Below are 13,667 nucleotides of genomic sequence, written 5' to 3'. Positions count from 1 at the left end.
GTTATTTATTCCTCAGGATTTTGGTCTAGCAGCAATCTTGATTTCTCTCTCTTTACCCGGTTCTCCCATTTGTTTAGCTTCTTGCTGATTGACACTGATTAATACGCTACCCGCATTATTGGTTTTCACCGTTAGTTGCTGTTGGGCTTTCCAACTGCGCTGACTTCCTTCTGGGAGAACGCCTTCAAACTCAATTTTGCCATCAGCTATAATACGAATCCATGATGATGCTTTTAATGTCACACCAATATGTAGTGAGTCACTGTTATTGATGCGATTAAATCTATCGCTAACACTTTGGAACTGGTTTGATGCTTGGGAATTTACTTGATTGTGCTGTGGTTTTAACACAGTTTCTTGTTTTTCCTGTTGATTGCTATCGCTGAGAGTATTATTATTTAGCAGGCGAGATAAGCTACTTACAGAGCATACAATGACAAGTATGTAAAGTAAGTAAAGATGAACAGGACGTAGTAGACCACTTAAATGAACTTTCCTAGTAGGTGCTAAACTCACGGGTGGAAAGCCCAGAGGAAAAGTATTGGACAATTCTACGCCATTTAAGCCTAATACTTCGGCAAATTGTCTGATTAAAGCTCTAATATAAACTGGTTCTGGCAGATCATCTAATTTACCTTGTTCAATGGAATCTAACAGTTTCTGGGGAATTTTGGTTAAAAATACTATGTCTTCTTGTGATAAACTTCTTTCTTTACGGACAGCCAACAGGTAAGCTCCCAGTTCTGCCAATTTTTCCGATTGTTGTTGTTTTAATGAAACTCTAATTTCCGGTTTATCTTTACTTTTGAGCCACTTCATGCTTTCGTTCCATTCCTGATCTCATCTCAATCTTTAACGGGTAGATGCTTAATTTGTTTTTGCAAAAAGCTAACTTCAGCATCATTAAGTGAACGATATTTACCCTCATGTAATAAGGGCAAATTTGGCCTTTTTAATTGAATCGGACCTATGGCAGTACGATGTAGCTTAATTACTGGATATCCCAACTGTTCAGCTACACGGCGAATCTGTCGGTTTCTCCCCTCTTTTAAAACTATTTCTAAATGGCTATTTTTAGCAATAGTTCCTATAAAATTTACTGTAGCAGGAAGTGTTTTTTTTTCCCCCAAGACCACCCCTTCACGCCACATTTCTAGCACCGCTTCCGGGGGATGTCCCTTGACTAGTACCCGATAAGTCTTAGGAATCCTGTGACGTGGATGGGTGAGTCCAAATGTGAGATATCCATCATTTGTCAGGATTAATGCTCCTGTTGATTGTGCATCTAAACGACCAACTGGGTGCAAACCTGAACCCTGGCGTAACTCGGGTGGGAGTAAATCCAAAACTGTTTTTCTTCCTTGGGGGTCGTCACAAGTAGAAACTACTCCCGCAGGTTTGTGTAGTAATAAATATATCAAGGGTGGACGCCGTTGGGCAGAAACTGGCTGACCATCTACGGCAATTTTATCTTTTTCTGGATCAATTTTTTGACCTAAATGTGCTGTGACACCATTGATCCGCACTCGCGATCGCCGAATCATTTCTTCAGCTTCACGACGTGAGGCAATCCCCCACTGAGCTAGAATCTTTTGTACCCGTTCCTCCATAATGAAATTATTGTGTATAGTCTTTTCGATTTAAATAATCATATGATTTAAATTTTGTGCAGAATAGAGATAAATGTTACATTTAAGGCTAATTTCGCCTCAGTTAGTTACTGATCCAGTACCCATCAACCTAGTTGTTCCATGTCCGAGAAAAATTCCCTAAGTAAAAATCCACCTAAAATCCGGATCATCACACATACACTGACAACAGCCCTCAAACTGTGGTTAAAATCACAGGTCAGCCAAGTATCGCAGTTAGATGTAGAAATTAAAGCGAGCGATCGCCAAATTCTCTCTGGTTGTGTTCCTTGGGTATCTATTTTTGCGACTAATGCAGTGTATCAAGGTATTCATCTCACACAAATTCAACTGTTAGCAGAAAATATTCAGGTAAATATCGCCTCAATACTCAAGGGACAGGCACTACGACTATTAAAAATAGTACCTGTTTCTGTTCAATTAATGGTAGAAGAGAAAGACCTGAATAGTTCGCTCTCATCTGAATTATTCTCTACTGGTTTAAATGATCTATTGTTGAAAATATTACCAGAAATTGGTTTGAGAGCCAAGCCAATTTCCTGGCAAAGAATAATACTTGATAATAATAAAATTCTCCTCAGGTGTATTATATCATATGCAAGTGAAGCCACGCATCTGGAAATTAATTTCAATTGCTCCTTAATTGGCGGTCATGAGTTGAAGCTAGACAATATCCAAGTCATGCAAAACGAAGCATCTCTGTTAAAGGATGAGCACAGTTACAATCTGAATCTTGGCTCAGATGTCGATATTCAAGAAATGAGTGTGATCCCTGGTCAGATGATTTGCCAAGGAATGATTAAGATTAATCCTTGAGGAGAGATGAAACCTGGATCCGGGGTAAATGGTTTAGCCTACAGTCCCCATTCTCCACAGGTCAGAGATTTGCAATCAATGGTAATAAAAGCGTCACAAAATAGTAAACCAACGGGGCTGTAAAAATATAACTATCAGTGCGGTCTAAAATACCACCATGACCGGGGATCAACTGGCCTGAATCCTTCACGCCAGCGTCACGCTTGAGCATAGACTCAGTGAGGTCACCTAACAGACTAGCAATACCAATCAGTAAACCCAATCCTACACCAGTGAAGAGGAATTTTGGCAAGTGCAGATAATAGGCTCCTACCAAGGCTACAGCGACGCTGGCTATAATTCCAAATACCGCCCCTTCAACGGTTTTTTTAGGACTGATATCAGACAAACGGGTTTTGCCGAAGAATTTGCCAATCACATACGCACCAATGTCAGCAGCCCAAATACAAAAGAAAGTCAACACTGTTAAACTTAAACCCGGTGGTAAGGATGCAAAACTGTATTCCTGGAAGTTGCCAATATTGGTCCAGTAACTACCGTTAGCTTGCCTGGCGTAGCCATAGGGCATATTGCTGTAGGCTAAACTATCAAGATTACGCAATCTTACCCAGTAACTTGATAAGTAGCCAACATAAAATAGTCCCATAATCGAGGCGGAAATATCGGCGATTGTAGCCATTTTTGGTTGAAACAATAAATAAAAACAAATTAATGTCCCTGCTATTGGCATCACAGCATCAGCCAAACTTTCATTAAAGTTACAAATCACTAGTAAAGCTAGGCTGACAAACATGGTAGTTTTAGCAGCGGGTAAAATACCTCTAGCTCGCACCAAATTAAAATATTCTTCTTGACCTAAAAGAACCACCACCGCAATGGCGATAGTAAAGTACCAACCACCCAAAAGGGTAGCCCCCAGAGCCAGGGCGATCGCCACAATTCCACTAATAATCCGAGACCAAGGCATAGAAATGAGTATGAAGTATAAAGATAAAGTCTAATAGCGTAGCGTGGACTAAGCCATGGTAGAAGCTCTAATTTATCCTGGATGCCTCAGTTTTCATCCTTCTAAACTAGTCTAGTTTCTCACCACTCAGGATAAAGATGGGATCAACAGCCACAAAGGTTTGAGAAAAGCCCCGCGTCTCCAAACGGTTGACAGCAGACTGGACAACTTCAATATTTCTAGCTCGCAACAGCGAGAAGCTTTGAGAAATAGCATATAGTCCTTCTAGATTAGCAGCTGTGGCCACAACCCTCCCTGATGTGGGCAAATAATGCCATACGGCTGGTAAAATATCCTCTATGGGTTTTCCACCCTCAATGCAAACCCGATCAGGGACTAACTTGATCTCCTGCAAACATTCTGGGGCGCTACCTTCAATTATTTGCACATTCTTGACTTCAAAGCGATCGCAGTTGCGATTAATTAAGTTGGCTACATCTTCATCCCGTTCTACTGCTATAATGTGTCCGTTAGGACATAGTAGTCCAGCTTCTACAGGAATTGTCCCTGTTCCCGCGCCAATATCCCATAATACTGAATCAGATTTGAGCCGCAGTTGGGAAATTAATAATAGTCTCAGTTCTCGCTGACTGAAGGGAATACCCGGTAAATGCTCAAATAATTCATCGGGAATACCAGGAGTAGTATAAGGCCAAAGTTGGGAAGGCATAGAAAAACACAATTATACTAAATGTATCAGCTTGCCCAATTTGACAAGCCATAAGCCAAAAAAGCTTGAAAACTTAGCGTTATTAGCAATCATAATGATCAGCGAAGTCTTAGGCGATCGCTACGAAGTCCAGCAGCTATTAGGAAAGAAATCAGGGCGACGGACGTTCTTAGCCAGGGATAAAACCACAGGGGAGTTAGTAGTCGTCAAGTTACTTTCTTTTAGCAGTGACTTTGAATGGGATGATCTCAAGCTATTTGAGCGCGAAGCCAAAATTTTAAAATCTTTATCCCATCCCGCTATCCCCAGTTATCTAGACTATTTTGAAGTAAATTTACCCAAGCTTAAAGGATTTGCTCTAGTACAGAGCTATATTTCAGGTCAAACTTTAGAACAATACATCAAAGTTGGACGGACTTTTACAGAATCTGAAATCAAACAGGTAGCCACAGAGCTTTTAGAAATTCTCATCTACCTACATGGGATGCATCCACCTGTGATTCACCGTGATATTAAGCCTAGCAATATTTTATTGGGTGAGCGCTCCGCTCATCATGTCGGTCAAGTTTACCTAGTAGATTTCGGTTCTGTGCAAAATGTACTTGATACAGAAGCTGGGACTAGAACTGTGGTCGGAACATATGGCTATATGCCTCCAGAGCAATTTGGGGGGCGTACTGTTCCTACTTCTGACCTTTATAGTTTAGGCGCAACATTAATTTATTTAGTCAGCGGTAATCATCCAGCCGATTTACCCCAAAAAGATTTTCGCATTCAGTTTGAACAAGTAACTCACCTGAGTCCAGGGTTGACTCGCTGGTTAAGGTGGATGACTGAACCAACCCTAGAACGGCGACCAAGTTCCGCTTTAGAAGCTCTGAAAGCTTTGAATGAGTCGGACTTGAAAAGCCCCCTCCCTTTAAATATGGTTAAACCTGTGGGGAGTAAAATTCAACTTTCCCAGAATTGGGATCATCTAGAAATTCTCATCCCATCGGCTGGTTCGCAATTTTCAGGGTTATTCGGTGGTTTATTTGGATTTGGTGCTTTAGGTGCTTTATTTGGTATGTTTTTGTTCTTTGTTGGCTTCGAGGTGACAATTGGGGGGCTATTTCCCATCAATTTTCTCGGTGTCTTAGTGGGATTGATGCTGTGGGGTATGGGTTATTACATATTGTATCATTTATTTCACTCTCTATTTAGACGCACCCGCCTGCGTTTTGATGAGCAGCAAATGACCTTTACTTATGAATTATTCGGATTTAAATGGCATGGTTTCCCCCCAGCGCCTCGGGAAAATATTACTAAGATTGCTTATATTCCTCGATACGTCGAAGATGCTATGGGTGATAGTGTCCAACCCGCAAAGTTAGAAATTTGGGTGGGAGTGACAAAATACCCTCTGAGTGTTAATGATGGTGCTATTCAATCTGAAGCGGAACTGGAATGGCTAGCTCATGAATTAAGTGATTGGTTAAATATCCCCATTGAGAAAGCATAGACTCACCAAAGCAAAAACAATTTAAAAGTCAGCCCAATTGCAATTTGAAAAATAGTTGTCTTGAGCGTCTAGGGTGTTTTGCTTTCCCAGCACTGTTAAAGGTTGGTTTCTAGCCCCTGTCTTTAAACCTGGTGAGTGTCAAATTCAAAGTAAAACTGAGAAAAGATTCTAAAATTTTTACTGCCTTGGTCTCACCTGGGAGATACTCTAAAATAAACCCAAATATTGCTCATCTATTTAGATAAACTTGGCACTAGAGAATTTTATGATCTAAAGTTCTGTCTTTAATTATACTTAAATAAAGGATAACCGTAATGTTTGGACTAGGATGGCCGGAAGTAGTCATAATTGCCATTGTAGCTATCGTAATTTTTGGACCTAAAAAAATTCCTGAATTGGGAAATGCATTGGGTAAAACCTTACGGGGGTTCAAGGAAGAATTGAACTCTCAGGATGATGACGCCCAGGGTGATAGCTAAGGAGGGGTAGCCATAGGAGAACAGCAACATTTAGAAGTAGAGACGCCATAGATTCGTCTCTACAACCCCAACTAAGGTAAAGTCTTGATCACAGAAGACGTCATCCCATTTTGAGTATCTATGATTGTGGTGGAGGTATTTTGTGGCTGTACCTCCTCTGTTACTAAACCCCGCAGCTTGATTAACTTGATGGCTCGACTCACACTTTCTGGTAAAATTACTACTAGACTGTTATCGGGAGCCATATCTAAGGCTTGATTAATTGCCGTAGTTTCATCCAAAACTGACTCATAACGACAATTGGGATTAACTTGGGTAATACCGTTAGTAATCAAATCCGCCGCTGACCCACGTAATCGCCCCCTGGTGTCATCATCTTCTTTGACAATAATATAGTCAAAAATTTCTGCCGACAATTTCCCCAAAGTGACAAAATCTTCATCACGGCGATCGCCTGGACCACCGACAACGCCAATGCGCTCTCCCGTAGTCCAATTTCGCACAAAAGAACCCAAAGCCTCATAACTGGCGGGATTGTGAGCGTAATCTACCAAAGCATGATACTTACCCAAATTAAATAAATTCATTCTTCCGGGGGTTTGACTCACCGAGGCCCGGAAAGTCTTCAACCCGGCGCGAATCTGTTCTATGGTCACATCCTGGACAAAAGCCGCCAAACTAGCCGCCAAAGCATTAGCAATCATAAAACCGGCTCGTCCGCCCATGGTCAAGGGAATATTTTCGGCTCTTTCTATGCGGTGTGTCCAATCGCCCTTAACAATAGACAGATAGCCATTCTCATAAACCGCCGCCACACCGCCATTTTGCACATGCTGACGCACCAACTCAGCATCAGAATTCATAGTAAAATAGGCAATATTGGCTTTAGTTTTCTGGGCCATAGCTGCTACCCGATGGTCATCGGCATTTAGCACAGCGTAACCGTCAGGAAATACGGCTTCTGCTACCACACTCTTTAAATTAGCCAACTGCTCAATGGTATCTATATCACCTATACCCAAATGGTCAGCAGATACATTCAATACTACACCGACATTAGCCAGATCAAAACCTAGACCAGAGCGTAGGATCCCACCGCGAGCAGTTTCCAGCACTGCCACCTCCACAGTGGGATCTTCCAAAATCACATGGGCGCTTTGGGGTCCAGTATTATCTCCTGACTCTACTAAGTATTCACCGATATATGTTCCATCTGTAGTCGTATATCCTACTACTTTACCTGTCTGCTTATAAATATGTGCCAACAGTCGAGTAGTGGTAGTTTTACCATTGGTGCCTGTGACACTCAAAATGGGAATCCGGCCTGACTGTTCATGGGGAAACAGCATATCCATCACCGCCCCGGCAACATTCCGGGGTATACCTTGACTGGGAGCTACATGCATCCGGAATCCTGGCGCTGCATTCACCTCTACAATCACCCCATCTACCTCGCGCAAAGGACGGCTAATATCTGTAGTGACAATATCTAACCCGGCTATATCCAAACCAATAATTTTCACCACCCTTTGAGCCAACCAGACATTTTCCGGGTGGATTTCATCCGTGCGGTCTATAGCACTTCCCCCAGTACTCAAATTAGCTGTTGCCCGTAAATAACAAATTGTCCCTTTAGGTGGTACGCTCTTGAGGGTTAAGCCCTGCCTTTCTAATAGTTGGTAGCTGCTACGGTCTAATTCAATCTTGGTGAGGATATTATCATGTCCTTCACCACGATTAGGGTCTTGGTTGGTTTCCTCGATCAGTTGAGCAATGGTAGACCGACCATCGCCGACAACATGAGCCGGAACCCGTTCCGCTACGGCTACCACTTTGCCATTTACAACCAGCACCCGATGGTCTCGCCCGGCGTAATAGCGCTCAACAATAATAGAGCGAGAAATTAATCGGGCTGCTTCATAAGCCGCTTCGGCTTCATCCCACTCTCTAATATCAATGGTAATTCCACGCCCGTGGTTACCATCAGATGGTTTAATGACAATAGGATAGCCACCCACATATTCAATGGCCTCTTCCAAATCATCAAAAAAGTTGATCACTGTACCTTTGGGTACTGGGGCTCCAGATGCTGCCAGAATCCGTTTGGTAGCTTCCTTATCGCAAGCTAATTCGACTCCCAAAATTCCGGTATTACCAGTCATAGTTGCTTGCATCCGCTTCTGATTCACGCCGTAACCCAATTGAATCAAAAACCGAGCACTCAACTGTGTCCAGGGAATACCTCTTCTTTCAGCTTCTTTGACAATTGCTTCAGTCGAAGGACCTAAAGAGGATTCACGCCATAAATCTTGTAGGTCTAAAATATCTTGCTCGAGTTCTGCTTTTGGATAACGACCTCTATCAACGATACTTTGGCAAAGCCGCACAGCTGCTCTCGCCGAGTAGCGTCCTGCTTCCTCATTCAGATACTCGATCACCACCTGGAAAATCCCAGGTGTGGCAGTTTCGCGGGTGCGCCCAAAGCCGACATGCATCCCGGCTAATTCCTGCAGTTCTAAGGCTACGTGTTCCACGATGTGGCCCATCATAGTGCCTTCCTTAACCCGCATCAGAAAACCGCCGCGACAGCCAGGGGAGCAGTAATGACCTTCCAGACTTGGGAGAGCCTCTACTAATCCTTCGTAAAAGCCAGGGATTTGATTCGAGGGCGTCTCGGCAAGGTTCTCTAAATCGAGTCGCATAACGATTAGCTTGTGGCGTCGAATGCTCCAGTAATTTGGGCCACGTAAGGTCTGGATCTTGAGGATTCTCATGGGAATAGGTAGATGGAGATTCGGAACCAAAATTCTAGTTTCTTACTGAAATTGACCGCTAAACTGTTTATGGTGAACAGTTTTTGTGTTAGTGTTAGCGGGGCTAGCAACAAAACAGGGTACTTGGTCATTGGGGGAGTCTAGTTTTTTGGGAATTTCATGGGGTAGCGTGGCGTAAGCCATATTTTTCCTCCCCCTTGTTTTAGCGGTCGATCCGGTGTACAGCAGGTAATACAGTCCGCTGATATAGGTGAAAGCGATCGCCATAGCTGAGGATGTGCAATCGTAAATTATGCACGGTGAGAGGTTCATTAGCGCCCACATGAGGCTCGTTGGTGTGGCTCACTTCTGTGGGATCGACAATAGTGACACTTCCTTTACCGACAACTTGTAGCCAACCATCACGTTCAAATACAGCACAAGTATCTTCATCAATTCCAATCCCTAGGCGGTCGGGATGAGCGGCGATCGCACTAATCAACCGACCCATGCGATTACGATTGTGAAAATGCTGGTCAACAATCACCTCCGGAATAAAACCCAAACCCGTTGCCATATCGACCAGGGAACGATTTGGAGTTTCACCACTACCACCACCAGCAATCATATGATGCCCCATCACTGCGGCTCCAGCACTAGTACCGGCCAGTGTCAGTTGTCCGTCCCGTACCCGTTGGCGGATAATTTCCATAGCTGGCGTATCTGAGAGTACGCCACAAAGACGCAATTGGTCGCCTCCAGTGAGAAATACACCACTACAGGATTCCAAGGACTCTTTGACAAGGCTGGTTTCACACTGTTCGCGTTCGCGTATGTCTAAAATCTCGACTTTGTCTGCACCCATTTCTTCAAATAGGCGAATATATCTACCACCGATGATAGCTGGTTCGCGAGAAGCCGAAGGAATAATTGTAATATAGGCCTTACTAGCACCAGCACGGCCAAAAAAAGTTCTGAGGATATCGCGTCCATGAACTTTATCTTCTGCGCCTCCGATAACCAGAACGGCGGTTTTAGTTGCTTGGGGTGTCCTCATTTCCAGCGATTTAGCTTTTAATTGCGGCATTGTGTTTCTCCTGTCAACAACTTCAGGTGAATAGAACAAGGTATGGCTATGGACACTCAGGGGAATGGCTAACACCAAGGAAGCGATTGCACTTCGCTTTTTGGGGGAGAAACTTGTCCTAAACTTAGCATCGGGGTAACTTGCCGATTTAACTTCTGGACTGATCCACATGTTCCCGTAGCGTCTCCGTTAGGATAAGCCTTAATATTCATGTGTTGTTTACTGTTCCTCAAAGCCGGTGCCTTGTTGTTCACCTGTACACTTTTTCCAGACTGGCAAAATAATGCTGGGGAGACTGGAGATGACACTTGTGTTCGGTGGGTTTCCCCCCTTTGACGAAATGTCCTTTTCCCCTCTGGTATTGCGGTCTATCAGGTTTTAACACGCTTTTCTTGAGGCTGGGCCTATGCAGCCACTGAAGTTGTTAACTTGCTCAGATTATTAATTTAAATGTACTTGTGACAATATTTAAACACAAATTAAGTAATTAGAAAAACTTTTGATCCTACTAAAATCAAGAGATTTTCTGAGATCGTTCATAAAATCCTCTTGATTAAACTTGTCTGTAGTTCTATCCTACATTGAGCGATTGTGTTTGCTAGACATTCAAATTTAAGATTAGTGTTCTCCAATACGAATTACTGTGCGCTTTGATATAGTTACACTTTTTCCTGACTGTTTTACCTCACTTTTAAGTTCCGGTCTGCTAGCCAAAGCCTTAGCTAAACGGATTGCTCAAGTAAATCTGCTTAACCCCAGGGATTTTACCACCGATAAGCACCATAAGGCTGACGATGAACCCTATGGCGGTGGCGTAGGGATGCTGATGAAGCCAGAACCAATCTTTGCTGCTGTGGAATCGTTGCCAAGTCTACCACGCAGAGAGATTATTTTTATGAGCCCCCAGGGTCAAACCATGAATCAACCCCTATTGAAGGAATTGGCTACGAATTATGACCAGCTAGTAGTCATCTGCGGCCATTACGAAGGAGTAGATGAGAGGGTACTCCATTTAGTCAATCGGGAGGTATCTTTAGGAGATTTTATTCTCACCGGGGGAGAAATTCCGGCTATGGCATTGCTCAATGGTGTAGTCAGGCTTTTACCAGGTACTGTAGGTAAAGTCGAGTCCCTGAAGGCAGAAAGTTTTGAGGAGGGATTGCTAGATTACCCCCAGTACACTCGCCCGGCTGATTTTCGCGGTTGGAAAGTTCCCGATGTCTTACTATCTGGAAATCATGCGGAAATAGCTCGATGGCGATATCAGCAACAACTCAAAAGAACGGCTGATCGCCGTCCCGATTTGCTGCAAAAATGGCAACAGGAGAAGCAGCAATTGGGGGAAAAGACATTCCCCAATGACCCATCACGACCAAATAACTAATCATAACCATGAATATTCGCATTGGCAACGGCTACGATATCCACAAATTAGTCAGCGATCGCCCTTTAATTCTGGGAGGAATCCCAATTCCTCACGAATTTGGTTTATTAGGGCATAGTGACGCTGATGTCCTCATTCACGCCATCATGGATGCTATGTTAGGGGCCTTATCCTTGGGGGATATTGGTCATTATTTTCCTCCCACTGATCCCCAATGGGCTGGGGCTGATAGTGTAGTTCTATTAACTCAAGTACATCAACTCATCAAGGAACAAGGTTGGCAAATAGGTAATATTGACTCGGTAGTAGTAGCAGAACGTCCCAAATTAAAGCCGCATATTGAAAAAATGCGTGCTAATTTAGCCTCTGTTTTAGAGTTAGTACCCAATCAAATCGGCATCAAAGCCACGACTAATGAAAAATTAGGCCCCGTTGGTCGCGAAGAAGGTATATGTGCTTATGCAATAGTTTTATTATCAGCTAAAAACTGATTAGTCAATTTATTTAATAAAACTAAACGATAAATTATGTTATTCAGTAACAAAATATCTAAACCAATAAAAGGTTTTTGGTTATTCATATGTTTAGTGGCTTTTACAGCTATGACAATTATAGCCTGTAACCCATCTAAATTCCCAACTAAATCCGCAGAATTACCGCAATTAATCAACAGCATTCTCAGTGATCCGAAAACCTTTAATTATGCGCTGAGTTCCGAATCTCCTAATATTTTCGGTTTAACTTACGAGGGATTAACTACCCAGAATCCCATCACAGGGGAAATTGAGCCAGTGTTAGCAGAATCATGGTCAGTTACCGATGATAAATTAGGGTTTATTTTTACCCTCAGAGAGGGTTTAAAATGGTCAGATGGGCAACCACTAACAGTAGACGATGTTGTTTTCACTTATAACGACATCTACCTCAACGAAGAAATTCCCACAGATACTAGAGATATTCTCAGAGTAGGTGACAGCCGCGCATTACCTAAAGTAGAAAAAATTGATACCCGGCGGGTTAAATTTACTACTCCAGAACCATTTGCGCCCTTTTTGGGAACATTAGGAATCCCAATTTTACCCGCCCATGTCTTGGAAAAATCCATCACAACAAAAGACCGAGAAGGTAAGCCTATATTTCTCTCCAAGTGGGGCGTTGATACTCCTGTCGATGAAATCATCGTCAATGGCCCATACAAATTAGAGCGTTATGATACAAGTCAGCGTGTAATTTTCCAGCGTAACCCCTATTATTGGCGTAAAGGCCCACAAGGAAAATCTCAACCTTATATTGAACGGATAGTATGGCCAATTGTCGAATCTACAGATACTTCAATGCTGCAATTTCGTTCTGGTGGTTTAGATGCTGTGGGAGTGACACCAGATTACTTTTCTTTGCTCAAAAAGCAAGAAAAACAGGGTAATTTCACCATCTATAACGGCGGTCCAGCGACTGGAACCTCCTTTGTTGTGTTTAATCTCAACAAAGGTAGAAGAGATGGTAAACCTCTGGTAGACCCGATAAAGTCTCGTTGGTTTAATACAGTTGAATTTCGGCAAGCAGTAGCTTATGCTATTGACCGCCAAACCATGATTAATAATACTTTCCGCGGCTTGGGTCAAACTCAAGACTCACCCATTACCATCCAGAGTCCTTTTTATATGTCTCCGGAACAGGGACTAAAAACCTACGATTACAATCCTGAAAAAGCCAAAGAATTGCTCAAAAAGGCTGGTTTTAAATATAATACCCAAGGTCAACTATTAGATTACCAAGGTAATCGGGTTCGTTTCACCTTACTAACAAATGCAGGAAACAGAATCCGCGAAGCAATGGGGGCACAAATTAGACAAGATTTAGGCAAAATTGGGATCCAGGTTGATTTCACACCCTTGGCATGGAATACTTACACAGATAAGCTAGCTAATACTCTAGATTGGGATGCTTCTTTACTAGGTTTGACTGGTGGGCTAGAACCCAATAATGGCGCTAATGTCTGGTCACCTGAAGGGGGATTACATATGTTTAATCAAAAACCCCAGGCGGGACAAAAGCCAATAGAAGGCTGGGAGGTGTCTCCTTGGGAGGCGAGAATTGCTGAACTTTACATTCAAGCGGCCAGGGAATTAGACGAAGCCAAACGTAAAGAAATTTATGCGGAAACTCAGAAGATTAGCCAAGAATATTTACCGTTTATTTATTTGGTTAATCCTTACTCATTGTCAGCAGTGCGAAATAAATTTGAAAATATTCAGTATTCAGCTTTAGGTGGCGCATTCTGGAATATTTATGAAATCAAAATGACCTCCTAATTTTCCTATT

At 42.8% G+C, this 13,667-nt stretch carries 13 protein-coding genes; 6 read left to right on the top strand and 7 right to left on the bottom strand.

Annotated features, from left to right (window positions below; all coding sequences use genetic code 11):
* Positions 1-12: 12 nt before the first annotated feature.
* Both NWP21_RS06795 and NWP21_RS06790 read right to left on the bottom strand, forming a co-directional pair.
* Positions 13-819: a RodZ domain-containing protein gene (locus NWP21_RS06795; protein WP_280792102.1), complete on the bottom strand. Its 807-nt coding sequence runs from the start codon at positions 817-819 to the stop codon at positions 13-15.
* A gap of 26 nt (positions 820-845) precedes the next feature.
* A complete protein-coding gene (locus NWP21_RS06790) occupies positions 846-1,610 on the bottom strand; it encodes a pseudouridine synthase (RefSeq protein WP_280792101.1) in 765 nt (254 codons plus the stop codon).
* Between the two features lie 141 nt (positions 1,611-1,751).
* Here NWP21_RS06790 and NWP21_RS06785 point away from each other — a divergent pair, with 141 nt between their 5' ends.
* A complete protein-coding gene (locus NWP21_RS06785) occupies positions 1,752-2,465 on the top strand; it encodes a DUF2993 domain-containing protein (protein ID WP_280792100.1) in 714 nt (237 codons plus the stop codon).
* 61 nt (positions 2,466-2,526) lie between these two features.
* Here NWP21_RS06785 and NWP21_RS06780 read toward each other — a convergent pair whose 3' ends face one another.
* Together NWP21_RS06780 and cbiT are read right to left on the bottom strand one after the other, a co-directional pair.
* On the bottom strand, positions 2,527-3,432 hold the full coding sequence (locus NWP21_RS06780) for a phosphatidate cytidylyltransferase (protein WP_280792099.1): 906 nt from the start codon (positions 3,430-3,432) through the stop codon (positions 2,527-2,529).
* Positions 3,433-3,538: 106 nt separating this feature from the next.
* Positions 3,539-4,141 (bottom strand): precorrin-6Y C5,15-methyltransferase subunit CbiT, encoded by a 603-nt coding sequence (gene cbiT, locus NWP21_RS06775; protein WP_280792098.1) that lies wholly within the window; start codon positions 4,139-4,141, stop codon positions 3,539-3,541.
* A 94-nt stretch (positions 4,142-4,235) separates the two neighbouring features.
* On the opposite strand from cbiT, the gene NWP21_RS06770 reads away from it, so the two are divergent.
* The gene (locus NWP21_RS06770; RefSeq protein WP_280792097.1) at positions 4,236-5,642 is read left to right on the top strand and encodes a serine/threonine-protein kinase; all 1,407 of its coding nucleotides are present in this window, start codon (positions 4,236-4,238) and stop codon (positions 5,640-5,642) included.
* Between the two features lie 314 nt (positions 5,643-5,956).
* A complete protein-coding gene (gene tatA / locus NWP21_RS06765) occupies positions 5,957-6,121 on the top strand; it encodes a twin-arginine translocase TatA/TatE family subunit (protein ID WP_271731744.1) in 165 nt (54 codons plus the stop codon).
* Positions 6,122-6,192: 71 nt separating this feature from the next.
* Here the strand turns inward: tatA and cphA are convergent, their stop codons facing one another.
* From cphA to NWP21_RS06750, 3 genes are read right to left on the bottom strand one after another with little or no spacing between them, the layout of a single operon-like run.
* Positions 6,193-8,895: a cyanophycin synthetase gene (cphA, locus tag NWP21_RS06760; RefSeq protein ID WP_280792096.1), complete on the bottom strand. Its 2,703-nt coding sequence runs from the start codon at positions 8,893-8,895 to the stop codon at positions 6,193-6,195.
* A 42-nt stretch (positions 8,896-8,937) separates the two neighbouring features.
* Positions 8,938-9,078, bottom strand: a complete 141-nt coding sequence (locus tag NWP21_RS06755) for a hypothetical protein (protein ID WP_280792094.1) — start codon at positions 9,076-9,078, stop codon at positions 8,938-8,940.
* 19 nt (positions 9,079-9,097) lie between these two features.
* Positions 9,098-9,961, bottom strand: a complete 864-nt coding sequence (locus NWP21_RS06750; RefSeq protein WP_271731775.1) for a cyanophycinase — start codon at positions 9,959-9,961, stop codon at positions 9,098-9,100.
* A gap of 643 nt (positions 9,962-10,604) precedes the next feature.
* Here NWP21_RS06750 and trmD point away from each other — a divergent pair.
* The 3 genes from trmD to NWP21_RS06735 are packed head-to-tail and all read left to right on the top strand — an operon-like array spanning position 10,605 to position 13,657.
* Positions 10,605-11,345, top strand: coding sequence for a tRNA (guanosine(37)-N1)-methyltransferase TrmD (gene trmD / locus NWP21_RS06745; protein WP_280792093.1), 741 nt, complete (start codon positions 10,605-10,607; stop codon positions 11,343-11,345).
* An 8-nt stretch (positions 11,346-11,353) separates the two neighbouring features.
* Positions 11,354-11,836, top strand: coding sequence for a 2-C-methyl-D-erythritol 2,4-cyclodiphosphate synthase (gene ispF / locus NWP21_RS06740; RefSeq protein WP_271731740.1), 483 nt, complete (start codon positions 11,354-11,356; stop codon positions 11,834-11,836).
* A 36-nt stretch (positions 11,837-11,872) separates the two neighbouring features.
* On the top strand, positions 11,873-13,657 hold the full coding sequence (locus NWP21_RS06735; RefSeq protein ID WP_280792092.1) for an ABC transporter substrate-binding protein: 1,785 nt from the start codon (positions 11,873-11,875) through the stop codon (positions 13,655-13,657).
* The last annotated feature ends 10 nt before the right edge of the window (positions 13,658-13,667 follow it).

The sequence above is a fragment of the Anabaenopsis sp. FSS-46 genome, assembly GCF_029891665.1.
GTDB classification, from domain to species: domain Bacteria; phylum Cyanobacteriota; class Cyanobacteriia; order Cyanobacteriales; family Nostocaceae; genus Anabaenopsis; species Anabaenopsis arnoldii.
The sequence above is the reverse complement of the archived record's forward strand: the minus strand, read 5'-3'. Positions and strand labels throughout refer to the sequence as shown.

Excerpts from the sequence above, each read along its gene's own strand:
- NWP21_RS06795 (WP_280792102.1), bottom strand. The coding sequence starts at position 819 with ATGAAGTGGCTCAAAAGTAAAGATAAACCGGAAATTAGAGTTTCATTA.
- NWP21_RS06790 (WP_280792101.1), bottom strand. The coding sequence starts at position 1,610 with ATGGAGGAACGGGTACAAAAGATTCTAGCTCAGTGGGGGATTGCCTCA.
- NWP21_RS06785 (WP_280792100.1), top strand. The coding sequence starts at position 1,752 with ATGTCCGAGAAAAATTCCCTAAGTAAAAATCCACCTAAAATCCGGATC.
- NWP21_RS06780 (WP_280792099.1), bottom strand. The coding sequence starts at position 3,432 with ATGCCTTGGTCTCGGATTATTAGTGGAATTGTGGCGATCGCCCTGGCT.
- cbiT (WP_280792098.1), bottom strand. The coding sequence starts at position 4,141 with ATGCCTTCCCAACTTTGGCCTTATACTACTCCTGGTATTCCCGATGAA.
- NWP21_RS06770 (WP_280792097.1), top strand. The coding sequence starts at position 4,236 with ATGATCAGCGAAGTCTTAGGCGATCGCTACGAAGTCCAGCAGCTATTA.
- tatA (WP_271731744.1), top strand. The coding sequence starts at position 5,957 with ATGTTTGGACTAGGATGGCCGGAAGTAGTCATAATTGCCATTGTAGCT.
- cphA (WP_280792096.1), bottom strand. The coding sequence starts at position 8,895 with ATGAGAATCCTCAAGATCCAGACCTTACGTGGCCCAAATTACTGGAGC.
- NWP21_RS06755 (WP_280792094.1), bottom strand. The coding sequence starts at position 9,078 with ATGGCTTACGCCACGCTACCCCATGAAATTCCCAAAAAACTAGACTCC.
- NWP21_RS06750 (WP_271731775.1), bottom strand. The coding sequence starts at position 9,961 with ATGCCGCAATTAAAAGCTAAATCGCTGGAAATGAGGACACCCCAAGCA.
- ispF (WP_271731740.1), top strand. The coding sequence starts at position 11,354 with ATGAATATTCGCATTGGCAACGGCTACGATATCCACAAATTAGTCAGC.
- NWP21_RS06735 (WP_280792092.1), top strand. The coding sequence starts at position 11,873 with ATGTTATTCAGTAACAAAATATCTAAACCAATAAAAGGTTTTTGGTTA.